We start from the raw sequence: 25,365 nt of genomic DNA, 5'->3' as shown, positions 1-25,365 counted from the left end.
AGACCTCCTTTGTTTGGTACGCCGTTAGTATGTACGCCGGAGCGCAAATTATTCGACGGACTTAACTTCTTCCTGCTCCTCCTCCGCAGGCAGCACCTGAGGGATGAACCGGCGGGCAAACTGTCCTTTGCCCCGGGATTTCACATAAAAATAGCCAATGACGGAAAAAACGACTGCTCCGATAAAGTTCACGAACAGATCCTTCATCGTGTCCAAAATCCCGATATCCAGGTAACCGCCCAGTCCCAGCGCATGCTGTACGCCGTCGGCGGTGACCACGATCACGTCGGTGATATCCCGGATGGCGGTGGGGTGGTTGCCGCCCAGCGGGTCCAGCATGACCGAAGAGATGGAGTGGACCACCGTGTCCTTCTGCATATCCAGCAGAAAGAAGTGGTCCATGGTGCATTCAAAGAATTCCCACAACACGCCGATGGTCATGGAGAAGCAGAACGCCACCAGGGCCAGGAACAGCGGGGACAGCGAGATGGAGAATCGTTCGCTTCGGTTGAGGATATCCACCAGGGCGAAGCCGATGGCGGCGCAGAGGAACCCGTTGAGGGTGTGGAGCATGGTGTCCCAGTAGGGGAACGTAATGTAGTACGCTTGGATCTCCCCCAGAATTTCTGCGGCGAAGATAAAGAGGAGGATGATGACCTCCAGCGTGTCCGGCAGGTCGATGCGGATCTTTCGTTCAATAAAGGTAGGGACCAGAAACAGGATCAGCGTGAGGATACAGAGAAACACATTTTCAAAGTTACCATTGAGAAATTGGGCCACCATCACAAGAATGACCAGGATGCGCAGGACCACGTAGAGCGTGGCCACGCCCTTTTTCTGCTTGATCTCCTCTCGCAGGGTCATACCGCCTCTGGAAAGATTCTTTCTTTGTCTCATCATCGGCCTCCTTCCGGCGCAGGGCGCCGGCGCTCGAAATCCCGTTTATTCTATCACAGCCCGAATGACGACGCAAGGGATAAGCCCCATTGGCATAGAATGGAGCGAGGTGATTATCTTTGGATCTACGCAACAATCAGATCCTGGTGGGGGAACTTCTGGATAATCCCGCCTCCAGGGCCGTCTTTCAAAAGCGGTTCGGGAAATATCTCAGCCACCCCATGGTGGCCACCGCCCGCACCCTGACACTCCAACAGCTCATCGGGTTCGCCCAAGTGTACTTACCCAAGCCGATCATCCACGAAACATTGAAAGACCTCCGAAACCTGTGATCGAAAAAATGCCCGACCGAACGGGAAAGCGGGGGTTCGCCGCCCCCTTTTCCCCCGTGGCTGGTCCCGCGCGGCCCCTCTCCTTGGAAAGGCTGAGGCGGCGCTCTCCCGGTGAGAGCGCCGCCTTTCAGCATGTGGTCTCAAAAACCGTTGGTTTCCTAAGGGGCCGTCCTTTTCGGATACGCTACCCCTCTGTATCCACAAGCTTCTGCATGGAGACTCCCAGAACACGCGAAAACGTAGTCAGCTCATAGTCCGCCACCACCCGCCCACCTGTTTCGATCCGGCTGATCGCCTTTTGATTGAGCTGAATGCCCTCCACTTGCATCCGCGCCGCCAGTTGTTCCTGTGAGAGCCGCTGGCGTTCCCGTTCCCTCCGAATCGCGCTGCCCGAAATGTTACATTTTCCCTTGAATTGATAGATTTTCATTTCGATTCCACGCCCTCTGTATTCCAAAGATGGATAATTCGTATTGACGGTAGCATAGTTTTGGCGCTATACTATTCCAAAGATGACTAAACTGCGATTTTTATCCACCCGTGTGAACTCCAGGGCCCGCTTACAGAGACAGGGAGGTAATTATGACCGGACCACGCGCTTCCACCGCCTTGCATTTCCCTCCATATTCCGCTATAATAAACAGACATTCATCACAAAGGAGGTGTTCGCCCGACATGCAGGATACGGAACAGTGGTTCACGGCACTCTACGAGCAGAACGCCTCCAAAATGCTGCGCTATGCCTCCTATCAGCTTCGAAACGCCTCGATTGCGGAGGAACTGGTGGAAGAGGCCTTTGTTCGGCTCCTACAGCGTCGTGAGGAGCTTTGGGAGCACCCCAATCCGGCGGGGTGGCTCTGGAAAACGCTTCAGCATCTGATCCTCACTGAGGTAAAGCTGGCGCGCTATCACCGGGAGGTCCCGCTGGAGCCCGCCCTCAATGCGGCCGTGCCGGAGATGGAGGTATCCTCCCTGGCCGACTCGCTGCCCGAAGGGCTCAGCGACTCAGAGCGGGAGATTCTGATTCTCTTTTATGAGGAGGAGCTCACCCATCAGGAGATGTCCCGCCGTCTCGGCATCTCGGAGATGAATTCCAGGACACGGCTCTTCCGGGCCAAGAACCACTGCAAAAAACTTTTTGAGAGAAAAAATTGTGTCTGTGTCACGAATGGCGGAGACAAATCGATATAAGAGTGAGACCGAAAGGAGGTGACGGGGCATGGACAAGGAGCGGCTGGAGGCCATGGGCGCAGAAGCACTTGTAGAGGAGCTGTCGGACCGGCTGGACCAGATGGGCGAAGAGGGTTTCGATCCCGATGTGGTGGACGCTTACCTGGAGGTTCTGGGCCGCGAAGCCCCCGTGGCCTCCGGCTTTGATGTGCACGCCGCTGAAGAGGATTTTCGTGCCAGACATGCCGACCTCTTCGCGGCCCCAGCCCTCCAGGTGATGGAGGGGCGGCGGGCGGGCCGCCGGGTGCGCCGTGTGGCGGGGCGGGTCGCCGCGGTCGCCGCGGTGGTCGCCGTCAGTTCTGCGCTGGCAGCTCAGGGCATGGGGATTGATCTCTTCGGCGCCATCGCCCGCTGGAGCAAAGGTCAGTTTCGCTTTGATACTACCGGCACCCAGGAGGAGGGATATGCCCCCACCATCTGGGAAGACGACACCTTCTACTCCGACGGCCAGGCCGCGCTGGACGCTTACGGGGTGGAGGAGAAAATGATGCCCACCTGGAACCCGGTCCTTCCGGGGAGCGAGGTCCCGGGGCTGGAGGTGTCCGTCACGGAGGAGGACGGTGTCGTCCTCTTTGTGGAGGACCACCGCCTGACCGACGGGCGAGGCTATACCTACGAGGTGCGACAGCACCAGAGCGCCGAGGCCGCCCAGGCCGATCTGGTGGGCGTGGACGCCTCCGACACCGAGGTGTACGAGTTCGACGGGCGCACCTACTATATTGCCCCCGCTGACACGGGGGAATACACCATCACATGGACGGTCGGCAAGTACTCCGGCAAGGTCTATGGAACGATGGACCTGGAGATGGCAAAACACTTTGCCCGCTCCGTCACCCAGTGGGATGATATCCCTTACGAACCCCCTGATATGAGTGTTCCCCCGGAGTTCGACACCATCCAAAAGGCAATGGCCGCTGTAGGGATCGATGCGCAGTATGCCCCCGCCTGGCTTCCCGAGGGCTACGTTCCGGTCCAGTCCTCCACCTATGAGAGCGACTACGGCGGCTGGACCAGCGCCTCTCTGTACTATACCGATATTCAGGGAAAGCGCGACCTGGTCCTGGGCCTGGACTGGTATGAGGACCCCTCCGCCGCAGGCGGCAGGGTCTACGAAAAGGACGATACCCCTGTCGTGGAGTATGAGCGGGGCGGCATCACGTTCTACATCATGAACAACCTCACCCGTAAGACCGTCGCCTGGTTGGACGGGAACATCAGCGGCAGCTTCAGCGGCGAGCTGACGGTGGAAGAATGCCAGGATATCATCGATTCCATCCCCGCCTACGCGGAATAAACTCCTAATAGTCAAAAAGAGGGCGCGCCCCTGTGGGGCGCGCCCTCTTTTTGACCTTCTATTCCATCAGCGTCCGCATATCCGCCGGAAGCGGCGCCTTGAAAGACAGGCGCTCTCCCGTAATGGGTTGGAGCAGCTCCAGTTCCGAAGAGTGGAGCGCCGGCCGGCCGATCAACGCCCGGTCCTCCGTTCCATACAGGAAATCGCCCGCCAGCGGACAGCCCAGATGGGCCATGTGCACTCGGATCTGGTGGGTGCGCCCGGTCTCCAGCTCCAGGCGGACCAGCACCCGCTCCCCTTTCCGCCGCAGGACCCGATATCGGGTCCGAGCGGGCAGGCCGTCCGGACGGACCACCCTCGCCACAATAGAACCCTCCGCCATGCCGATGGGCGCATCCACCACCCCCTCCTCCGCCTGCGGCCCCCCCAGGCACACCGCCAGATAGACCCGCCGGAACGCCGCCGTGTGGAGCTGTCTTTTCAGTCTCTCCTGGGCATGGGGATGCTTGGCCACCACCATCAGCCCGGAAGTCCCCTTGTCCAGGCGGTGGACCGGGTGAAAGTCGGCCTGGATGCCCTGATCCCGGTAATACGCCATCAGAAAATTCCCGATGGTATCTGAAAGGTGTCCCGCCCCGGGGTGGACCAGAACGCCGGGCGCCTTATGGAGCACCAGCATATCTCCATCCTCGTATACGATGTCCAATGGGCCCGGAACAGGCGTCACGCCGCTGCGGAGCTCCGGGTCGGCCACCAGCACGGAGAGCACCTGTCCGGCCTCCACCCGCCGGCTGGTGAACACCCGCTCGCCATCCAGGAGGATGCCCTCCGGAAGCCATTTGATGCGCCGGATCACAGTCCCGGAGAGGCCCAATTCCTTTCGCAGGAGCGTGTCCACTTTCTGCCCCGCCCGGTCCTCCCCCACCCGCAGCGTGAGCCTGCGGACACCTTTCCCGTCATTTCCCATACTGCGGGCCCTCCTCCTTCTTGCACAATGCTGAAAAAACCTTTATAATTATTATATATCATCCACGGACAAGGGGCAACACGCCCGGCGCCCGGTCCAAATGACCGGCCGCTCTCCGCGCGAAACGCCAGGACAAGGTGGGACCACCATGAGCAAACAACTGGGCCTCTACATTCATATCCCCTTCTGCAAGAGCAAGTGCGATTACTGCGACTTCTATTCCTTGCCGGACCGGGAGGAGCGCATGGACGCCTACCAGAAGGCCCTGCTCACCCACATTAAAGAGACTGCCCCTCAGGCCAGGGGCTATCTGGTGGACACCATCTATTTCGGGGGCGGTACTCCCAGCCTGTATGGAGAACGGCGCATCCGTGAACTTCTGGCCGTGATCCGCCGCCGGTTCGAGGTCGCGGGCAATGCTGAGATCACACTGGAGGCCAATCCCGACAGTGCCGACAGACGCACGATGCTCCACCTACGCCGCGCGGGCATCAACCGGATCTCCCTGGGGATGCAGTCCGCCCACGACGACGAGCTCTCCGCCCTCCACCGCCCCCACACGTTCCAGCAGGTGCAGGACGCGGTGGCGGCCATCCGGGCGGCCAAGATCAGAAATCTGAGCCTGGACCTCATGTACGGCCTGCCCGGCCAGGACATGGCCCGCTGGCAGGACTCGGTGGAGAAAGCCATCTCCCTCAAGCCGGAACATCTCTCCTGTTATGGTCTCAAAGTGGAGGAGGGCACCCCCCTCTGCGGACGGGTACGGCGGGGCGAGGTTCTTCCAAGCGACGACCAGCAGGCCGACATGTATCTGTGGATGGTGGCCCGGCTGGAGTCTGCGGGCTACCATCAGTACGAGATCTCCAACTTCGCCCAGTCCGGCTTTCAATCCCGCCACAACCTCAAATATTGGCTGACCCGCCCCTACCTGGGCTTTGGTCCGGGCGCTCATTCCGACTTCGGCGGACGCCGCTTCTCCTTCATGCGGGACCTGAACGGCTATATCGACGGCGTTCTGGGCGGCAAGCCCATTATCGACTCCGACGATCTTATCCCCAAGCGGGAGCGCTCAGGCGAATACCTGATGCTGCGCCTGCGGACGGTCCGCGGCATTGAGGAATGGGAATACCGCCGGGAATACTTTATGAATTTCGATCCCGTGGAGCAAAAGCTCTTTGCATATGAGCACAACGGCTGGGCCGCCCGGGACGGCCACCGCTGGCGGCTCACCCCCATTGGTTTCCTGCTCTCCAACCAGTTGATCGGGGAGCTCCTGGAGCTCCAGGAGAGCGCCACATTAGAGACGACCCTGCCCAAGGTGCGGGACACGCCCCCGCCGCAGCCGGACGGGGACACGCTGTGAACAAGGACGGGCCTTGCCGGGCCCGTCCTTGTCTATCCCAAGACTTGCCTCCGGGCCGGGGCGGAGAGCCCGCCCGACTTTTCTAACTTCTTTCTAACATCGTGTCCGCATACCCTGAAACGACAGGTTTTGGCAGGGCCTGCCGTTTACAAGGCGGCGCGTTTGTGGTAGGATGGACGATGACATTCCTTCCACCCTGCGACTATTTTTGGAGGCACATTATGAAGCGATTCGGCATCCGCGCCACCGCCCTGACCCTGGCCGCCTTGGTGTGGCTCTCCCCCATGGCATCGGCCTCTGTGGCCCTGGGCGACGAACTACATAGCGGGACCGTGGAGCTGGCTCCCGGTTCCGAGCTCATCCGCCAGGTCTTTTGGAGCAATTCCAAATCCGATCTGCGCACAGAGCGCTATATCACCTATACGCCCGGTCAGGGCGTCTACCCCGTGGTGGTTTATGGGGACAAGCTTCTGAGCAAGCAGACCCTTTCCACCATGGCCCAGACGCTGGAGGCCCAGGGCCACCGCGTGGTGGGCGGCGTAAACGGCGACTTTTTCGACATGTCCACCGGCAATGCCCTGGGCGTGCTCATCAGCGACGGTACGCTGCGCACCACCGACGGCGCTCACTACGCCGTGGGCTTCCGGGAGGATGGGACCGCCTTCATCGGCTGGCCCAGCCTCTCCGTCACCGCCACCTTCTCCGGCTCCACCATGCGGGTCACCGACGTGAACAAGACCCGTACCGCAGACGACGGCAAACATGAGGGCGGGCTCTATCTCTACACGGAGGACTACAGCACGACCACCCAGCACACCAGCGCGGGCTATGACATCATCCTCACCCCCATCACCGGGCAGGAGGGGGACACGGTGGACGTGGATCTGGAGGTCACCGACCCCGATGGCTCCGAGGCCGACGGCACCGACGGCAGTCCGGATGAACCCGCCGCTGCGGACGGCGAGTCCGCCGCTGACTCCCAAAGTCTGAATGAAGAGGAGGCCCTCGCCGAGGGCACCCGCGAGGTGAGCCAGGTCACCGGTTCTCTGGTCCTCTCAGACACGCTGAAAGTGGGCGGCCGGGTATCCTGCACCGTGGACCAGGTGCTGGAATCCTCCGCTTCCATCGATATCCCCGCCGGGAAGATGGTCCTCACCGTCAACAAGCAGAACAACGAGTGGCTGCTGGGCATGGTGAAGGGCCTCCAGCCCGGCGACCAGGTGGACATCGACGTGACCAGCACGGATACCCGCTGGAACGACGCAGTCACCGCCATCGGCGGCTATTACCGCATCGTCACCAATGGAGCGGTGGGTCCCCAGACCGACAACACCGCCAATCCCCGCACCGCCATCGGCATCAAAGCAGACGGAAGCGTGATCTTTTACGCCATCGACGGCCACCAGAGCGGCTACAGCGTCGGCGCCACGCTCACCCAGGTGGCCCAGAGGCTCATCGAGTTGGGCTGTGTGGACGCAGTAGGGTTGGACGGAGGCGGTTCTACCACCATCGGCGCCACCATGCCGGGCAATTCCAGCATGGAGATCCTGAATGTGCCCTCCGGCGGCTCCCAGCGAGCCGTCACCAACGGCATTTTCCTGGTCTCCGACCTGAAGCCGACTGGCACACTGGACCACTTCTACGTCACCCCCTATGACTCTATCGTCCTCTCCGGCGCGCAGGTGTCCCTGCGGGCCACCGCCATGGATCAAAACGGCTTCACGCTCTCCGACAGCGGCTCCGTCGCATGGTCCATCCGCAACGGAGACGGACTGGTGGATGTAAGCGGCATCTTTACCGCGGGCAGCGAGAGCGGCACCACCCTGGTCACCGCCTCTTCCGGCAACGCGGAGGGGTCGGCCTCCGTCACCGTGGTCAAGACACCGGATTCCATCTCTCTCTCCAACGAGTCCACCGGCGCCCCCATCACCTCCCTGGCCCTCTCCCCGCTCCAGAGCGTGGACCTGAAGGCCAGCGCCGTCTATAAAAAAATCGCCCTCACCTCCCAGGACACCTGCTATGTCTGGACTGCCGATCCCTCCGCCGGCACGGTGGATGAAAACGGCGTTTTCACTGCCGCGGCCCAGAGCGGCTCCGGCAATCTGACCGTCAGCGCCGGCGGCCGCTCGGTCACCATTCCCGTCACGGTGTCCGGCCACATCCAGGAGCTGGACTCCTTTGAGACCGACGCGGGCCTCTCCGCCCTCGCCAGTACCGCCACCGCCGCCGTCAACGTCGAGACCTCTTCCGATCTGGTGCGGTACGGCCAGCGCAGCGTCCGGGTGGACTACAACGCCTCCGAGGGCGGCACTGCCACGGTAGAGTCTAACCTGGCCATCCCCTCCGGCGAGCGGTATCTGGGCCTTTGGGTCTACGGCGACGGCTCCGGCAACGCCCTTACCGCTACTGTGACGGATACCAGCGGCGCCGCCAGCGACATTGTGCTCACCGGCCTGGACTTCACCGGCTGGAAGCAGGTCACCGCCGCCCTGCCTGAAAATGCGGCCTCCATCCGCTCCCTGAACATCATCTACAGCGGCGGCGAGAAGTCCATCGGTACCCTCTACCTGGATCAGTTTACCACCGCCAATGAGGACCTGACCGATACCACGCCTCCCGCCGTGACAGTGCAGGTGGACGGCACCAAGCTCACCGCCTATGTTTCCGACAACGTGGATAAGAGCTTTGCCGCCGCCGCCATCTCCCTCACCCGGGACGGCGAGCCCGTGTCCTTCAACTGGAAGGCGGAAAGCGGCACGCTCACCGCCACACTGCCCGCAGACGACGGGCGGCTCCATCGGGTCACCGTCACCGCAGTGGACCAGAGCGGCAACATCGGCCGAGGCTCCGCCGACATTCTGCCCGATGCTCTGACCGGCGATCCCGACGACGCGGCCATCCCCGCCGACCAGGGCCCCTTCGTGGATATGATCTCTCACTGGGCCGGCCTCTATACCACGTACCTCTATAACATGGGCGTGGTGCAGGGCCTGGAGTCGGTGGCGGGCACCGTGTTCCAGCCCGACAAGAACATCACCCGGGGCGAATTCGCCCTGATGGTGGCCCGCTGGATGGGCCTGGACCTCGCCTCCTACTCCAACGTGGAGCTCCCCTTCGCCGACGCCTCTTCCATCGCCTCCTGGGCCCTGGATGGTATGAAGGCCATGTATGCCGAAGGGATCATCAAGGGCAGTCTGGATTCGGGTACCCTGGTGGTCCGGGCCAACGACTCCATCAGCCGCGCAGAGGCCATGACCATCCTGGGCCGTATCCAGGATAAGGGGTACGTCCGGTCCGAGCTCACCTTCTCCGATGCCGGCGATGTGGCCTCTTGGGCGCTCCCCTATGTTCAGTCCCTGGTGGGGCAGGGGATCATCTCCGGCTACGACAACCAGCTCCGCCCCAACGATCCCGTCAAGCGGGGCGAAGTGGCAAAGATGCTCTACTGCATGCTCTGATCTCCATCCCAGTTTCACCCGCCGGCTGAGCCGGAGGCCTGAGTAGGCCCCCGGCGGGCATTTCGAGACGCATTGAGCTTTCCCTTTCATCCGCATCACGTACCCTGCCACTATTCAAATAGCTATTTTTCTTCTATCGTTGCCTCCTTTGATTCGCAGCTTGGCTATTTGTCAACTCGCTTCGCTCGTTGCTTGAAGCCAGAGCTCTGTTACCCCCACCAGCAGAGCTGGTTCTGTTCGCTTAAGCTATCCAATATCCAAACGAAGTATCAGCCCGGCTGAGGCAGTGCTCCAGCCGGGCTGATACTTCGTTTATACTCAGGGCAGATTGGGGAAAAGTGTAAACAAAACAATGGTGACCACCGTTGCAGCGATCGGGGTTACAACCGTAAGCGCGAGTATGGGCATGTAGCCGTCCTTGTGTGTCTCATGCGACACGCCGTTGAGTACAGTGACTACAAAACCATTGTGGGGCAGCGTATCCAGTCCGGACGAGGCCACCAGCATCGTGCGGTGAAGGGCCGGCAGAGGGACCACTCCGCCATAGAGCTCCAGCAGGATGGGGGCCGCGATGCCCAAGCCGCCGGAACCGGAACCGCACACCCCGGCCAGTACTGTGGTAGCGATGGCGACCGCCAGCAGGGGCGGCCCGGGTATATTGGTCATGGCGGAAATGATCGCGTCAAAGCCTATGGCGGCTTTTACAACAGAGCCGAAAGCGACTACGCTGGAGGTATTGCACACCGAGGTGATGGCGTTCTTTACTGCGTCACCTGCATACTGCATGATCGGGCGATGCTCGGTCCTGTACTTGCGCATCAGCAGATAGGCCAGAACCGCTCCCAGGAATACGCCGTACTCCACCTCGATCAGGCTGCCGTCTCCCACAGGGATATTAATGGCAATCAGAGTCAAAACAAGGGGCAGCAATGCCCTCCACGCCTCGGGCACCTCCACATTGTCCTCAAATTTGTCGATATCCTTGGCCACAAAGTGCTCGCCGTTCTTTTGGGCCGAACCGATCATGGAATTGAGCCATACCGTTCCGATGACCAGCACCAGGCCGGTGGCAATAAAGCCGATTACCGCACCGTCCATCAGTGTGGTGCCCAGGGCCTTCATCAGTACTACTTGGCCAACCTGCGGATTGCCTGGGCCAATACTGGAGAAAGTGCAGCAGCCAAAGATGATGGTACCCGGAATAAAACGTCGGGGAATGTCGGCGGCGCGGTAGACTTCCAGCGCGATGGGGAACACCGCGAAGCAGACCACAAAGCCCGCGATACCGCCATAGGTCAGGATTCCCACAGATAGGATAACAGCCAGGGTCGCCTGCTTTTTACCCAGCGTGCGGATGATCAACCGGGCGATGGACTTTGCCCCTTGGGTTATCTCGTATACGGTCCCCATCAGCGCGCCCGCTAGGAAAATCAAGAAGTTGTTTTGGACAAACGAGGCGAACCCGGACATGTAGTTTATTGCCAGTGCGTCGTATAAGTCGATGTGGCCGGTAATGGCGACGAGCAAAGAGCAGGCAACTGCCACAACCAGCAAGTTGACTCCGCGCATAACCAGATAGGAGAGAAGCACAAGCGCGGCTATAATGCCAATAATGCTGACAGCTTGCCATAACATAAGCGTTCTCCTTTCCAACTCCCAGCCGGCCCTGTCCGCAAAAGTCGGCTCAGGGCCGGCCGGGATTTCTCTGCTTTTCCGTTATGGCGGCGCGATTACCGGACGATGGTCGTCTGTGCGTCGTTCAGCGCCTTGATCTGGTCCTCGCTATAACCCAATGCTTTCAGGATCTCGGCAGAATGCTCGCCGAGCAGAGGGGCGTTAAGGTGGGGCGCGGGGACGCAGTCGCCGAATTTGACCGGGGTCCCAACCACCAGATCCTCCTTGCCCTCGCGGGTAATATACTTGTAGATAAACCCGTTTTCCCAGGCCTGGGGATCGTCAATGGTGTCCTTAATGTGGTTTACTCTGTCATAGGCAATATCATTTTCGGTCAGCAGCTTAGCCCACTCGTCGTAGTCCTTGGTGGCAAAGACCTCATCCAGGATATCCACAAAGGCCCTGGAGTTGATCTTGGCGGCGGCCTCAGTGTTGAACCGCTCGTCGGAAATCAGATCCTCCCGCCCGATCATTTTGCATACCACCGGGAAATAGCGGTCATAAATGACCGTGCCCATCATGACCCAGGTGCCGTCCTTACAGCGGTAGGTATTGCGTAGCGGGCTGTCGGGGAGTTTGCGGGACTTGGGCCAGGGATTGCCGTGATTCACAGCCTGGAACACAGCGGAATTTGCCCACAGTCCCTGTCCATACAGGGAGGTCACTACCCGCTCGCCCTGACCGGTCTTGGCCTGCTGGTAGCAGGCCGCCGCGATGCCAGCCGCCAGAGAGCAGGCCGTCGTAAAGTCTCCGAGGGCGAACGGGGGCGTGAGCGGCAGTTCTCCGTTCTCCGAGAAATCAATCATAGCGCCAGAGCGAGCCCAGAAGGCCACCGTGTCAAACCCGGCGTTGTTGGCGGCGGGCCCATACAGGCCGAAGCCGGTCAGCACGGCCCAGATGATGTGGGGGTGCTTGGCGTGCATCTCCTCCCAGCCGATCCCCAGCTTATCCAGCGCACGGATGCGATAGTTGGAAACAAAGACGTTTGCGCTTGCCAGCAGCTTGTCCATGACCGCCTTGCCCTCCGGGTGCTTCAGGTTCAAGGGCAGAGACTTTTTGTTGGCGTTGATGAGTTCGGCGTGAGGGTTATCCAGCTCATCCGCCCGCATGCCCAGCACTTTGCTGGTATAGCGCCCTGCCTCGCCCTCCAGGGGCTCGACCTTGATTACCTCGGCGCCCCAGTCTGCAAGCATCTTACAGGCAGCCGGTCCGGCGCCGTGGGTGCAGAAATCGATCACGCGGATACCTTTCAGCGGTTGATGGAAACTCATGATTCAACAACTCCTTTTCTATAAATGATAAGTAGATGAGCGGCAACGGAACCCTTTGGGACGTGGAACATGCCTGCTTAGATGTAGAAGCCCATGATTGACATTACAATGATGCCGACGATGACCGCGCACAGGTTTGCCAGCGTACAGAAGGCAAAGGAATACTTGTAGCAGGCACTGTATGTGTCGTGGGCGATGCCGGTGATGGTGGTATTGATGAAGCCGCAGTTGGGCAGTGTCCCGGTGACATGGCCGGTCGCGTTGACAATGCGGCCCACCATCGACAGATTCAGCCCCATATCCCCGTAAATTCCGGCCAGCGTGGGCCCGATCAGGCTCGTTCCGCCGGTGGCGCCGCCGGTCACGCCACAAATCAGCCCGGCACACACGGCCGCAGAGATCAACGGGTTGCCGCCCATGCCCACCAGTGCGTTCAGCAGGAAGCTGAAGCCCACGACCGACTGGGCCACGGTGCCCACGGCGGCCATTGCCGCCGTATTGCCGATGGAGGTCAGGGCGTTCTGAAAGGCATCGCCGATATGGGCGACGAGCGCTTTGTCGTCGCTTTTATGCCGGAACATCAGCAGGATGGCCACCACAGCACCTACGAAAATACCAAACGCGGTGGGCAGGATCGCCTTGCCGTTAACCTTTACATTGATGGTGACCAGAGCCACGACCAGCGGGATAAGCGCCAGGATGCCGTTAGGGAGGGCCGCATCGGATTCGGGCACATCCCATTTGGTGGCCACAAAGCCCTCCCCCCTGGCGCGGGCCCGCCCAATAAAGACTGCCAGAAGCAGGCACGTGACGAGCAGGCTGGCCACCGCCATGATGATGCTTGGAACCGGAGCGCCCATCAGGGAGGTCTGGAAGTTGGTCGCATAGATGTTGTTCACGGGCTGGGCGCTTCCCGGACCCCAACTGGAGATCGTGCAGCACCCGGCGATTACGATGCCGGGGATCATGCTGCGGGGCAGGTCCGCCTCCCGGAATATCTCAACCGCGATAGGGAATACGGAGAATGCCAGCACAAAGCCCGCAATTCCCCCCCAAGTCATCACCACAATGGCCAGAAAAATTGCATATGGGGCAAATCTCACCGTGAACAGCTTGATGAACAGCCGGGCCACCGCCTTGGCCCCGCCGGTGATCTCATATGCCTTGCCCATCAGGGCGCCGGCGGCAAAGACCATAAAGTTACCCGTGATAAAGTTGACAAACCCGGTCATGAAGTCCGTCAGGAGCGCCGACTCCAGAGAGATCCCGCCGGTCAGGGCGATGACTACGGAGGCGAGCAGGGCGGAAATGAATACGGAAAGTCCTTTCATGGAGCAGAAAATCAGTACGGCCAGCCCAAGAAAGATACCAATAATGCTGACAGCAGTCATAAGGCCATCATTCTCCTCTTCTGATTGAAGTATTCTAAAAGGTGCTGCGCTTCGGTCAGAGCCGCTTCGTTTACCGGTTCCGGAATACCGGCGCCCGCTTTTCGAAGAACGCCTTTACGCCTTCCTTCGCGTCCTGTGTCTCCGCCAGCATCCCGTTGAGCTCAGCCTCCAGCTTCAAGCCGTCGGCCAGAGCCATGGCCTGCCCCTGCGTGACCAGGCGCTTACAAGTGCGCACGGCGATGGGCGCGTTTTTCAGGATGTCCCGCATCATGGCGTCGGCCTGCTGTGCCAGCTCCTCCCCAGGCACCACCTTGTTTACCAGGCCGATGGAGAGCGCCTCCGCCGCCTTCACCTTGCGCCCGGTGAACAGTATTTCCTTGGCTATCCCGCTGCCCACCAGCCGGGGCAGGCGCTGAGTGCCGCCGTAACAGGGTGCGACGCCCAGTGTCACCTCCGGAAGGCCAAAGACCGCCTTGTCGCTTGCGATCCGAATGTCACAGGCCAGGGCCAGCTCTGTCCCGCCGCCCAGGGCATAGCCGTTTACAGCGGCGATGATGGGCTTATCCATGGCCTCGAACTTGTCGAACAGGCGGTGAGCCTGCGTGGACATGGCGATCGTCTCTTCTCCCTTGGCGTCAATGCGTATTTCAGAGATGTCGTTCCCCGCGATAAAGGCACGGCCTACGCCGGTGATGATGACACCCAGGACGCTGTCATCGGCGGCAATCCTGTCGATGGCAGCCTCTAGCTCCTCCTTTGTCTGCATCCGAAGCGCATTCAACACTTCGGGCCGGTTGATTGTCAGGTATTCCACACCGTCTCGCACTTCACAAATGATATCTTGGTAATCCATACTCAATCCCCCTCTGCTTTCTTTTTTGTCGTTCTGCTTGCGGATGTACTCCAGATTCTGCAAAGAATATATGCAAGCGCCATGCCAAGTCTGGGGCATCTGCCGGAGTCCTTCCGGTTTCATTGGAAGTCCAGGCCCCTTGACTCGCCCAACCGCCCAAAGCTCTACGCAGTACATAAATCGCATCTGCCGGCCTCTGTGCCCGAGCTGTGTCACTGACTGTCCCAATTTGCGCGGAATAACGTCCCATTTTGTGACACCCTCGTGCCCGCTCCCATTCCATTCCGCCCCCTCCCCAGTTAAAATTTTGTTATTTTATTCTCAAATATTGTATGCTATAATTTTACTTCAAGGTGGGATGGAACGATTGCATGCGGCCTGCCTCATTCGTATTTTACAGGGAGTGATAGCCATGCTGACACAGGACGACAGGAGGCAGCTTTGGGACCAACTGCACGCCGGAGGGGCACAGGACCGGCTGTCGCCTTTCCTGGCCGCCGCTTGGGCCCAGTGCGCTTCGATGGGAGTGAAGCCTGATCTGGACGCACTGCCGTGTTTGCCTCCAGAGCAGTTTGAAGAGGCAAAATGGAATGCCATCAGGGCATATGGCTATGCCAATCGCTTCCTTTTTAAGATGCTTCCGCTTGTCTCCAATCCGAACATGGGGTTTGCGCTGTTCAACCCTAAAGGTGTCCTCCTCAAGCTGTATGGCGCAGAAAACATCCAGTCCTGGTGCCGCGCCCATGGCATTGCCCGCAATACCGTCTGGCGAATGGAGACCATCGGCGCCAATGCGGTAGCGCTGGGCCTACAGCAGTACAAAACTATGTCCACGGTTGGAGAGGAGCACTACTGCAAGCCGCTGCTGGATGTGGCCGTCCATTTTTCTCCCTTTGTCACCGACAACGAGCAGAGACCGGGCGAGTACCTGTGCCACGGCGGCATGGCCCTCCTGCTGCCGGCAGAGCAGAGTTCTCCGGACTATCTGCTCCTGGCCGCCGCAGCAGCCTATGACGTGTCCCTGCATATGTACATGGGGGATAACTTACATAGTATGTATCTACCGGATAACCGCGGCATGTTTTCCGTCAATATTAATGTGACCAATGGGAAGTGTCATATTCTCTACCACAACGCCAATATCTTTGACACGTTTAAGATCCCTTATGAAAACCTATATTACCAAAAGGTCGAACAGCTGCTGGATCCTCTGCCCAGCAATCAGGATTTTTGGAGTATTCTCAAAGAGGGGAAGACCGTTTTTGAAAAGCAGCTCACACTCAGTGTTCATGGGAGGGAGAGCACCTATCTTGTCACAACAGAGCCGTACCATCAGAGCTATTTAGGGTTCAAGGGTATTCGCTTCTTCATTGCTGCGCCCAGCCAAATTTCTTCCAACGTATCCCGCCGCATCGGCAACAATGCGATGAAAACATTTGACGATATCGTCGGAGACAGTCCTCAAATAATCTCCGCGCTCCGGCTGGCCCGTGGCATTGCCCGCAGCGATAGCAATACCCTTTTGCTGGGTGAATCCGGTGTGGGCAAGGACATCTTCGCCCAAGCCATCCATAATGCCAGCGCCCGCCGGGACAAGCCTTTTATCGTTCTCAACTGCGCGGCCTTCCCCCGGGACCTGATCGCCAGCGAGCTCTTTGGCTATGAGCAGGGGGCGTTTACTGGTGCAAAGCGGAACGGAAATATCGGGAAGTTTGAATTGGCAAACACCGGCACCATCTTTCTGGATGAAATCGGCGAGATGCCTTTGGACCTCCAGGCCACGCTGCTGCGTGTCATTGAGCAGAAGGCATTCATGCGCTTGGGCGGCAGCACAGTTATCCATGTAGATGTAAAGATCATTGCCGCCACCAACGCGGATCTGATACATCTGGTGGAGCAGAAAAAGTTCCGGGCAGATCTGTACTACCGTCTGAGCACCCTTCGTTTAAACATACCGCCCCTCCGAGACCGGGGAAATGATGTGATCCTGCTGGCCCGGCACTTCGCCCGCGTAGTCTGCCACAGGATACAGCGGTCGGTTCCCGCGGAACTTGCGCCCGATGCCGAACAGCTGCTGCTCCAGCTCCCCCTGAAGGGCAATGTCCGTGAACTTCAGAATCTGATTGAAGGGGTCATCCAGCTCAACTCCGATTTCTACATTGAGGCCAGGCATTTTCAGGAGTATCTGGGGATGTCCCCCGCCGGAGAAGAAGACTCTGTTCTGCCGCCTCCGCCAGACGCTCCTGCCTCTACCATTGGGACAGCGCCTCCGCAGCAGTCTCTGACGAGGGAAGCCCTGGAACATGCTCTGTTGATAAACCGGTTCAACAGGACCGATACCGCCCGGTATTTGGGCGTATCCAGAAGAACCCTGTACAGATGGATGGAGCGATACCATCTCTAAAAACATATCGTCTGCCGAAGTGATGGCCGAGCCGCTTTCCTCTGCGGCTCGGCCATCACTTTTTCTTTTCACCTCCCGCCAACTTGGCATCCGGATTGCAAGTAATCTTTATGTACTCCAGTCAGATTACTACAGATTTTAAATGATGAGGTGAAAACATGATTTTCGATTACATCCAGACGACAGAGGAGCAAAAGGACATTCTGGATATTGCGCGTCAAATCTGTGAGAAGGAGTTGCTTCCGCAGGTACCGGAACTGGACCGCACCGGCACCTACCCCCGAGATGTGGCAAAGAAGCTCTTTGATGCCGGCCTGTACGCCCTTGAGGTTCCGGAACAATACGGCGGCATGGGCGTCAGCCATGAGACCAATTTCCTTCTGGCGGAGACCCTGGGTTATTATGATGCCGGGTTCGGCTTCACTTTCCATGCCGGCAGTATGGGCGCCGAATGTATTTTCATGGGCGGAACAGAGGCACAAAAGCAATTCGCGGCCAACGAGCTGCTCAATGGCAAGACGTTTGCCTTCTGTCTGACCGAGCCGGCCTGCGGCTCTGACGCCGCCTCCATCGCCACCACTGCCACCCGCGAGGGGGATGCGTACGTTATCAAGGGCAACAAATGCTTCATCAGCGGCGCCGAGCTCGCAGACTACTTCGTTGTTGCGACCACGATTGATCGCAGCCTGAAGTACAAGGGGATCACGCTGTTTCTGGTAGAGAAAGAGCGTGGCGTACAGATTGCCAAGCATGAGGAGAAAATGGGTATCCGGCTTTCCCCCACCAACGAGGTGGTCTTTGACGACATCCGTGTACCTGCCGACCACATGATCGGCGCGGAGGGCAGGGGCTGGGGCATCGTGATGCGCAATATGGAGGTCGTCCGCCCCACGTCCATGAACTTTGCTACCGGGATCGCCATGCGCGCTGTAGATGAGGCTGTCAATTACGCCAAGGTGCGCACCCAGTTCGGCCAGCCCATCATCCGCCTGCAGGGGCTGAACTTCCTGCTGGCCGAGATGCTGGAGCGGACAATGGTGTCCCACGGCGCACTGATGAATATCGCCCATCTCCTGGATCACGGCATGCCTCTCAACGGCATGGGCTCTGCGACAAAGATCTATGCCTCCCAGACCGCCTCCTGGGTCGCTTCCAAAGCGGTGGAGGTTCTGGGCGGATACGGTTATATGCGGGAGTATCCTGTGGAAAAGCTGATGCGCGACGCGAAAATTTTTGAGATCTTCGAGGGCACCAACCAGATCCAGCAGGTCGTCCTCGGGGCGATGCTCAGCAAGTAAGCCCGCTCCATACCCCCCGGCCCCAGGCGGCGCACGGGCCGCCGCCTGGGGCGCTTCGGATTTGCATGATCAGGAGGCAATGTATGTTAGTCACGGATCTGCTGCGCAGAAATGCACACCTGTGGGCACGGGAGACCGCCCTGGTAGCCGTGGAGGCCGCCGACTTGACCGATCCGGGTCCTGAGTCGTATTTGCTGCGCCGGGAGTCGCTGACTTGGGAAGAAATGAACCGACAGGCCAATCAGATCGCACACTTCTATCTCTCCATCGGCATCCACCGGGGCAGCCATGTGGGCCTTATGATGAAAAACAGCATCGAATGGCTGCCCATATACTTCGGCATACTAAAATCCGGCGCAGTCGTCGTGCCCCTTAATTTTCGCTATGATGCGGATTCCGCAGTATACAGCATCCGATTTGCCGACCTGGATGCGCTGATTTTTGATGCGGACGCCTCTTCCGTGATCCAGCAGATTTTAACGCGGACTTTGGGTCTGCGCTCTTTTCTGTATACGGGGAGTCGGGAGGACTGTCCTGCCTTTGCCTTTCCGATCCAGGACGTATGGGAGACCCAGCCTGAAAACGAGCCGGACCTCCCGCCCCTGGAGCCGATGGAAGACGCCGCCATCTACTTTTCTTCGGGTACTACCGGCGTTCCCAAGGCGGTGGTCTACAGTCACGCCACCCTCGCTTCCGCCTGTGAACGGGAGCGGTACCACCATGGGCAGGTGCACGGCGACTGCTTTCTGTGTATCCCCCCGCTGTACCATGTGGGCGCCAAGCTTCATTGGATGGCCAACCTGCTGGTAGGAGCTAGGGCAGTGCTGCTCAAGGGCTTTACTGTTCCCGCCTTTTTCCGCGTCGTCCATCAGGAGCGCGTTACCATCGCTTTCCTGCTGCTCCCATGGCTTCAGGATATCCTGGTTGCGCTGGATGCGGGCCGCATCAGCGATGTTGCCGATGCGCTGTGCTCCCTCCGCCTGATCCACACGGGGGCCCAGCCCATCCCTCCCAGCGTGGTGGAGCAGCTCCGGCAGCACTTCCCACAGATTGCGCTGGGCATCAGCTATGGCCTGACGGAGGCGGGCGGCCCAGGCGTGCTGAATCTGCGTATGGAGGACATCGAACGAAGCGGCTCTGTAGGGCTGCCGCCCCCCGGTTGGCAGGCCCGGGTTGTGGATGACGCAGGTAATGAGACGCCCCCGCAGGCACCGGGCGAACTGCTTCTTAAGGGACCTCACATGATGAGCCGCTACTATAAGAGCGAAGCGGCAACGGAGGAAGTTCTGGCCGGAGGCTGGCTCCACACCGGCGACATCGCGTGCCGGGACATAGACGGGTACTACTACATCGTAGGCCGCAGGAAGGAGATCATCATAAGCGGCGGGGAAAATATTTACCCGCAGAGGATTGAAAATTTCCTGCGTCAGCTTCCAGGCGTGAAGGACACGGGGGTTTTCGGTCTGCGGCACTGCCGCCTGGGCGAGGCCGTGGCGGCACAGATCGAGCTGGCCCCCGGCGCCTCCTACACAGAGGAGGAAGTATTGGACTACTGCCAGGGTCTGCCCCGCTTTGAGCGGCCCCTGCGCGTCTTTTTCGGACCGGTCCCCCGAAACCCCACCGGAAAAATTGAGAAGCAGCTTCTGCAAGCTCTATATCAGAATGAGCCGCTCCCCATCCGCCGAGGCGGCCCCATTCCCGGCTCCAGCCAAGAGTCCTCACCATGATCCATTTCCACTTTCCGGCCAAGCTCCCCCAGCGCATCGTTATCTACACACTTGGTCTGTCCTTTTGCGCATTTGGTCACCTGAAAGGGGCCCGGGAGGGGACGCTCCTTTCCGCTGCGCTGGTGGCCCTCTGATTCCCGTTATACGCCGCAGTGTCAGGCCCCTCATCGATCCTCCCTGTTTCCCGGAACGTGAAGCCGGCGCCCCCGGATGATCCAATTTATATCACGCCGCTTGGGGTGGGGCGCCCCCGACGGAGCTGTGCTGTTTTAAAAGACGGCGGCAATAAGGTGTGCAGTTCCGGCGCTGCACACTTTGGCGGGTTGTCCGGCCCCATGGCGCACAGGGCTGGCTCCGCCTGACACAACGCCATACCGACGCATCGCTATACTCCCACACGACACCCAGACGATAGATCCACCCATTCCGGCAGGCGCGCATAGCCGCCCTGCCGCTGTATGCAAGGAGGCTTGTATGAAGGAACTCAACCGCAGCGTAATTGGAACCACTACCGGCCCGCAGACCTTTGAATATACATGGCGCGACTGCGCCATCTATGCCCTTGGGGTCGGCGCCGGCCCGGATGAGATGGAATATCTCGACGAGGACGGCCTCAAGGTCATCCCGTCATTTGGCGTAGTTCCCTATTGGGGAACCTTTGGCATCAACCCGCCGCGGGCGATCCCGACGCCAATTAACTGCACTATGGGGCTGGACCGTCAGGGCAGCCTTCACATGGCCCACAAGCTCGTTCTCCATAAACCCATCGATCCGATGGGCGGCAAGCTCACCTTTGAAGATTCCGTGGTGGAGCTTTACGACCGCGGCCCCGGGAAGGGCTGCGTCATGCGCACAGATTTATCCGCTTATGATGAGAAGGGCGAGAAGGTATTCAGCAATATCGGAGATACCCTGTTTGCCGTCTATCAGGCCCCCGACTCCCCTCCCTTCCCCAAGAGCAGTACCGTGATTCCTGAGCGTACCCCTGATTATGTGTGTCCCGATTATATCGCCCCCAACCAGAATCTGCTCTACCGGATGTCCGGCGACACGAATCGGCTCCATGTCGATCAGAAGGAGGCCCATAAGCAGGGCTTTGACAGGCCTATCATGCAGGGTCTGTGCTCATTTGGCTACGCATGCAGACTGGCGGTGAGGGAATTGATTCCCCATGCGCCAGAGCGCATGACCTCCATGGAGGCGCAGTTCCGCAGCCCGCTGTTCCCGGACACTAAAGTTGAGCTACACATCTGGAAGGTGCAGGACGGTCTGGCATATTTCCGTATGCTCGCACCCGAAAAAAAGCAGATCGTGCTGGAAAAGGGCTGTTTTATGTGGAAATAGTCTCCATAAACAAAGACGCAGGCTAACCTTGCACAGCGTTCAAAAGGGACGCTCAACGCACCTTTGTCTTGGACTTCTGCCGCTGGACCTGTCGGAAGGCATAGCTGAGATGCATCATAGCCCTCACTCGCCGGCGCACAGCATAGTCAGCACCTATACAGGACTTATCTATGTGTTTAGTGGCAGCAAAGTCCGTTCCGACATAGCCGGCGGTCCTCTTTGTCAGTGGAAAATCAAGGAGCGGCGCGGCCTTTTGGGTCCGCGCCGCTCCTTGATTTTCCGCCGCCTATTTCGCGCTCAGGCTGGCTAGGAACTGCCGCGCCCCCCGAGGGGTGCGACCCGGGAATTTCATATCCCATTTGACCGCCTCCCGGCGCAGGTCCGCCGCATCCACATCCATTCCCTTTCGGCGGGCCAGCTTTTCCACCAAGTCCAAAAACTCCCCCTTGGAAAGGCCCAGATAGGGAATCCTCAGTCCGAAGCGGTCCGAAAGAGCAGTCTTTTCCTGAATGGTCTCCTGAGCGTCCACCTCATCCCCGGCCCGGTCGCTGAAGGTCTGCCGCACCAGCAGGCGGCGATTGGAGGTAGCATAAATGGCCACATTGTCCGGCCGCTTTTCCAGCCCGCCCTCCAAAATGGTTTTTACCACAGAATAGGTGCGGTCATCCTGGTCGAAGGCCAGGTCGTCGATGAAGAGAATAAACCGCTGCTGCCGTCCCGCCAGACTGCGGATCAGCCCCGCCATATCCCGCAGTCCATCCTTCTGGACCTCAATGAGCCGTAGGCGGTCAAATCCCGGTACGGACAGCAGCGCTTTTACCGTGGCAGACTTTCCGGTGCCGCTGTCGCCGTAGAGGAGCACGTCATTGACTCTTCGCCCTTCCAGAAAGGCCCTGGTGTTGGCGATCACCTGCTCCCGCTGAAGGGTATAGCCCAGCATCTCCTCCTCGGCGGGACAGTCCGGGTCGGCCACCGGAATCAGTGCCCCGTCCGACCAGAGGAAGGCCCGGTAACGGGCGAAGCGTCCCGCCCCATGCACCCGGTAAAACTCGGTGAGGGATTGGAAGGTGAAGGGCGCTCCCGCCCTCCACCGGGGCAATCCCGCCAGCACAGGGGCAAACTCCTCCGCCAGCCGCTTAGCCATGGAGGAGATCAGCCGGTCGCAGTCCAGACCGGCCAGCAGAGCAAGCGTCTCGATATCCCGGCGGGCGGCGGACTCCAGCGCAGGATCGCACACACCCGTGCCCAGCGCCGTGGGATAAGGGGACTCCAGATACCGCAGTTTGTCCCAAATCCACTCCCCGAGTCCCATATTTCCCTCCCGGCGCAGTCGGTAGAACACATCTGTGTATGCCTCCAGTGCCTCCTCACCCCGGTTTTTTACCAGCGCATCCAGCAATCTCCGCACTGAGCCCATCAGGGGTTCCTCCATCAGGGCCCGATAGCTAGAAATGCCCAGCAGGGCCGCGCGCAGCTCATGAATCATTGTTCTCATGCCTCTCCGTCTTTTCTTTGAGCTACAGGATAGCACAAACAGGCCCCCTCGGCAAGTCCTCCGTCAGAGCTTTCCCTTTCGCATTTTAAATATTTTACTTCCAAATGAAACCATCCCTTCCTGCCGCATAGGGAAAAGAATCCTGTGGATACTAAGGACTGTTAGAAAAAGAAGTGCAGGAGGAATTTTATATATGAAAGCCACAGGCATTGTCAGGCGCATCGACGAATGAGATATAATAGGGCAAAGTCGGAAACCACTATGAATGGCTGTTGTTTCGCTGATTTTGTCCAAATTCCAGAACATATTCGCCATATTTGTTGGCTCCGACATTTCGATACTCCATAAAAAAGGGGGGCAGTCATGTCGGAGCGAGCTGGAAACGCTCACTCCAGGCATAACGCCGAGGGTGGGCGTTTCCTATTCCGGGTTTAATTCTCACGAAAGAAAGAGGGTACATAGAATGGCGATTATTTTGGCGATCACAAACTCCAAAGGTGGTGTCGGTAAAACCACAACTTGCGCTAACCTCGGGGCCGCCTTGTCCGCAGCAGGAAAGGCCGTTCTTCTGGTAGACAATGATCCCCAAGGCGATCTGACAAAAGTAATGCGCTCTGACCCTAAATCATTGAAATACACGCTTGCAAATCTGATGAATGCAGTGCTGGATGATACCGAGCCTGAACTCTTTGTAAATAGGGCGGTCATTGAGGGGGCTGGCATTCACTACATCCCGGCAAATTCCAAACTGGCTGGTGTGTCCAGCCGGCTGGTCGCTCTGCAAATGAGCAGCCGTTACCGCGGCGGAGAGACCGGCGGTACTCCCTGTGAGCTGGTTATGGCTCGTGTCCTGGAGCTTTTCCAGTCGCAGTATGACTACATCTTAATTGACTGTGGTCACAGTATGGATCTGCTGACCATCAATGCGCTGGCTGCGGCCCATCAAGCCATTGTCCCCGTGCAGGCCCACTACTTGGCTATGGAAGACATGGCTGATACCTTGGAGGTCATTCAGACAATCCGCCAAGGGATTAACCCCAAATTAGCTGTCGGTGGTATTTTGCTGACGATGTACCAAGGGCGTACCAATCTGTGCCGGGGCATACAGGACGAGATCCAAGCCGACTACGGCAACGCATTTACCGTATTTTCCTCCCCCATTGATTTCTCAATCCGTGTTGCAGAACATCCCATTGGAGCGGCCAGTATCTTTGCATACGAGCCGAACAACCCCGCTGCAAAGGCTTACTCCGCCGTCGCACAAGAGGTGCTATCCTATGGCCAGAAATAAAGTGCAGGACGCACTCCGGCAACGGAAACGAAGTGAAGCGGAGGCGGCGATGGCAAATGGCCCGCCGGAGGAGGGAGCCTACCAATGCTTTTTCAATCGCGATGATCTCCCCTCTCCTATGGAGGGTGGAACGCTTTGTGATTTTCCGCTGGCCCAGTTGAGTGGTTTTCCCGACCACGAGGAGCATTTCCCTCTCTATACCGGAGCGCGGCTGGAGGACATGGTGGAGAGCATCAGGCGGCATGGAGTTCAGTCTCCCATTCTGGTCTGGAAAACTGCTGAGGGCACCTATATTATAATTAGCGGCCACAATCGGGTCAATGCCTCAAAGATTGCTGGATTGACTACAATCCCAGCCGTTATCCGGACAGACTTAACTCAGGAAACCGCGGAAGACCTGTTCTATGAGATGAACTTCCGGCAGCGGTCCCTCGCGGATATGCTGTTTTCTCAGAGAGTCCTTTGCATTGCGGCCCACTACAATATGCTCAAGCGCCAGGGGCGCCGCACGGATCTCCAGACTTTTGAAACAACTTCTCCTGACACTCAGGAAAAGTCCCATACGGATGTAAAAATCGCACAGGAGTATGAACTGACCAGGGATAAGGTATCCAAGTATTGCCGCTATGCTACATTATACCGTCCGCTGCTTCTGCTGATGAATAGCGGAAAACGACTGGGACAACTGGCTGCGTATGAAATCAGCTTCGTGGAGGACCATAGCCTTCAGGAGTGCATCTATCAGTTTATTTCGGAAGGGAGTGCCTCTATTTCCACGGCAAAAGGGAAAAAGCTCCGCGCCGCTTTTGAAGACGGCAAACTGGATGCCTCCCAGATCAAATCCATATTGAGCGGAGGCGGCTTGTCTACCTCAAAGCAACCGGGGCGGCGCGTTTCTGTCACGCTCCCTCCGGCCTTTGCACCGTACTTCCCGCCCAAGGCCACCACAAAGCAAATCGAAGAAACCATACAAAAAGCCCTGGCTCTGTATTTCAAGACCATGGGAAATGCTTCATAGTCCAGTAAAGCAAATAGGCTCGGCACCCCTATCGACCGGGAGTGCCGGGTCTTTCTTT

At 58.7% G+C, this 25,365-nt stretch carries 20 protein-coding genes; 12 read left to right on the top strand and 8 right to left on the bottom strand.

The annotated features are described in order from the left end of the window. Window positions 1-48: 48 nt before the first annotated feature. Entirely contained in the window at window positions 49-900 is an 852-nt protein-coding gene (locus tag ABUA09_RS10415) for a DUF2238 domain-containing protein (RefSeq protein WP_349949349.1), read from the bottom strand. Between the two features lie 116 nt (window positions 901-1,016). On the opposite strand from ABUA09_RS10415, the gene ABUA09_RS10410 reads away from it, so the two are divergent. Beyond that, window positions 1,017-1,229 (top strand): hypothetical protein, encoded by a 213-nt coding sequence (locus ABUA09_RS10410; protein ID WP_033116342.1) that lies wholly within the window; start codon window positions 1,017-1,019, stop codon window positions 1,227-1,229. Between the two features lie 184 nt (window positions 1,230-1,413). Here ABUA09_RS10410 and ABUA09_RS10405 read toward each other — a convergent pair whose 3' ends face one another. Further along, complete coding sequence (locus ABUA09_RS10405) at window positions 1,414-1,659, bottom strand: helix-turn-helix domain-containing protein (protein WP_058117251.1); 246 nt, start codon at window positions 1,657-1,659, stop codon at window positions 1,414-1,416. 245 nt (window positions 1,660-1,904) lie between these two features. Here ABUA09_RS10405 and ABUA09_RS10400 point away from each other — a divergent pair, with 245 nt between their 5' ends. Both ABUA09_RS10400 and ABUA09_RS10395 read left to right on the top strand, forming a co-directional pair. Then, window positions 1,905-2,420 (top strand): RNA polymerase sigma factor, encoded by a 516-nt coding sequence (locus tag ABUA09_RS10400; protein WP_058117250.1) that lies wholly within the window; start codon window positions 1,905-1,907, stop codon window positions 2,418-2,420. A 28-nt stretch (window positions 2,421-2,448) separates the two neighbouring features. Then, window positions 2,449-3,753, top strand: a complete 1,305-nt coding sequence (locus ABUA09_RS10395) for a DUF4367 domain-containing protein (RefSeq protein ID WP_195614874.1) — start codon at window positions 2,449-2,451, stop codon at window positions 3,751-3,753. Between the two features lie 58 nt (window positions 3,754-3,811). On the opposite strand, the gene ABUA09_RS10390 is transcribed toward ABUA09_RS10395, so the two are convergent. Beyond that, complete coding sequence (locus ABUA09_RS10390) at window positions 3,812-4,720, bottom strand: RluA family pseudouridine synthase (protein ID WP_195973905.1); 909 nt, start codon at window positions 4,718-4,720, stop codon at window positions 3,812-3,814. Between the two features lie 148 nt (window positions 4,721-4,868). On the opposite strand from ABUA09_RS10390, the gene hemW reads away from it, so the two are divergent. Further along, the gene (hemW, locus tag ABUA09_RS10385) at window positions 4,869-6,083 is read left to right on the top strand and encodes a radical SAM family heme chaperone HemW (RefSeq protein ID WP_279203397.1); all 1,215 of its coding nucleotides are present in this window, start codon (window positions 4,869-4,871) and stop codon (window positions 6,081-6,083) included. A 221-nt stretch (window positions 6,084-6,304) separates the two neighbouring features. Next, window positions 6,305-9,541, top strand: a complete 3,237-nt coding sequence (locus ABUA09_RS10380; RefSeq protein WP_279203399.1) for a phosphodiester glycosidase family protein — start codon at window positions 6,305-6,307, stop codon at window positions 9,539-9,541. Window positions 9,542-9,859: 318 nt separating this feature from the next. Here ABUA09_RS10380 and ABUA09_RS10375 read toward each other — a convergent pair whose 3' ends face one another. The 4 genes from ABUA09_RS10375 to ABUA09_RS10360 all read right to left on the bottom strand — a co-directional run bounded on the left by ABUA09_RS10375 (window position 9,860) and on the right by ABUA09_RS10360 (window position 14,730). Further along, entirely contained in the window at window positions 9,860-11,176 is a 1,317-nt protein-coding gene (locus ABUA09_RS10375) for a GntP family permease (protein WP_052082382.1), read from the bottom strand. A gap of 95 nt (window positions 11,177-11,271) precedes the next feature. Then, window positions 11,272-12,486, bottom strand: coding sequence for a CaiB/BaiF CoA transferase family protein (locus ABUA09_RS10370; RefSeq protein WP_033116348.1), 1,215 nt, complete (start codon window positions 12,484-12,486; stop codon window positions 11,272-11,274). Between the two features lie 77 nt (window positions 12,487-12,563). Continuing rightward, window positions 12,564-13,877, bottom strand: a complete 1,314-nt coding sequence (locus ABUA09_RS10365; protein WP_195608694.1) for a GntP family permease — start codon at window positions 13,875-13,877, stop codon at window positions 12,564-12,566. Window positions 13,878-13,947: 70 nt separating this feature from the next. Continuing rightward, on the bottom strand, window positions 13,948-14,730 hold the full coding sequence (locus tag ABUA09_RS10360) for an enoyl-CoA hydratase/isomerase family protein (protein WP_349949348.1): 783 nt from the start codon (window positions 14,728-14,730) through the stop codon (window positions 13,948-13,950). 412 nt (window positions 14,731-15,142) lie between these two features. Between ABUA09_RS10360 and ABUA09_RS10355 the strand changes: the two genes are divergently transcribed. From ABUA09_RS10355 to ABUA09_RS10335, 5 genes are all read left to right on the top strand, one after another. Then, on the top strand, window positions 15,143-17,134 hold the full coding sequence (locus tag ABUA09_RS10355) for a sigma-54 interaction domain-containing protein (protein ID WP_195614877.1): 1,992 nt from the start codon (window positions 15,143-15,145) through the stop codon (window positions 17,132-17,134). Window positions 17,135-17,292: 158 nt separating this feature from the next. Then, a complete protein-coding gene (locus ABUA09_RS10350) occupies window positions 17,293-18,432 on the top strand; it encodes an acyl-CoA dehydrogenase family protein (RefSeq protein ID WP_058117243.1) in 1,140 nt (379 codons plus the stop codon). Window positions 18,433-18,515: 83 nt separating this feature from the next. Then, complete coding sequence (locus ABUA09_RS10345; RefSeq protein ID WP_058117242.1) at window positions 18,516-20,159, top strand: class I adenylate-forming enzyme family protein; 1,644 nt, start codon at window positions 18,516-18,518, stop codon at window positions 20,157-20,159. Beyond that, on the top strand, window positions 20,156-20,293 hold the full coding sequence (locus tag ABUA09_RS10340; protein WP_158453366.1) for a hypothetical protein: 138 nt from the start codon (window positions 20,156-20,158) through the stop codon (window positions 20,291-20,293). The genes ABUA09_RS10345 and ABUA09_RS10340 overlap by 4 nt, the downstream gene beginning before the upstream one ends. Before the next feature lie 340 nt (window positions 20,294-20,633). Then, entirely contained in the window at window positions 20,634-21,503 is an 870-nt protein-coding gene (locus ABUA09_RS10335; protein WP_075703485.1) for a MaoC/PaaZ C-terminal domain-containing protein, read from the top strand. 286 nt (window positions 21,504-21,789) lie between these two features. Here the strand turns inward: ABUA09_RS10335 and ABUA09_RS10330 are convergent, their stop codons facing one another. Continuing rightward, entirely contained in the window at window positions 21,790-22,998 is a 1,209-nt protein-coding gene (locus ABUA09_RS10330) for an ATP-binding protein (RefSeq protein ID WP_116721864.1), read from the bottom strand. Between the two features lie 463 nt (window positions 22,999-23,461). Here ABUA09_RS10330 and ABUA09_RS10325 point away from each other — a divergent pair, with 463 nt between their 5' ends. Beyond that, window positions 23,462-24,289, top strand: coding sequence for a ParA family protein (locus ABUA09_RS10325; RefSeq protein WP_009259337.1), 828 nt, complete (start codon window positions 23,462-23,464; stop codon window positions 24,287-24,289). Then, window positions 24,276-25,307, top strand: coding sequence for a ParB N-terminal domain-containing protein (locus ABUA09_RS10320; protein ID WP_021632875.1), 1,032 nt, complete (start codon window positions 24,276-24,278; stop codon window positions 25,305-25,307). The genes ABUA09_RS10325 and ABUA09_RS10320 overlap by 14 nt, the downstream gene beginning before the upstream one ends. The last annotated feature ends 58 nt before the right edge of the window (window positions 25,308-25,365 follow it).

The sequence above is a fragment of the Intestinimonas sp. RTP31139st1_F5_RTP31139_211217 genome (assembly GCF_040226735.1).
Lineage (GTDB): Bacteria > Bacillota > Clostridia > Oscillospirales > Oscillospiraceae > Intestinimonas > Intestinimonas butyriciproducens.
This window is presented reverse-complemented; position numbering and strand designations above follow the sequence as displayed.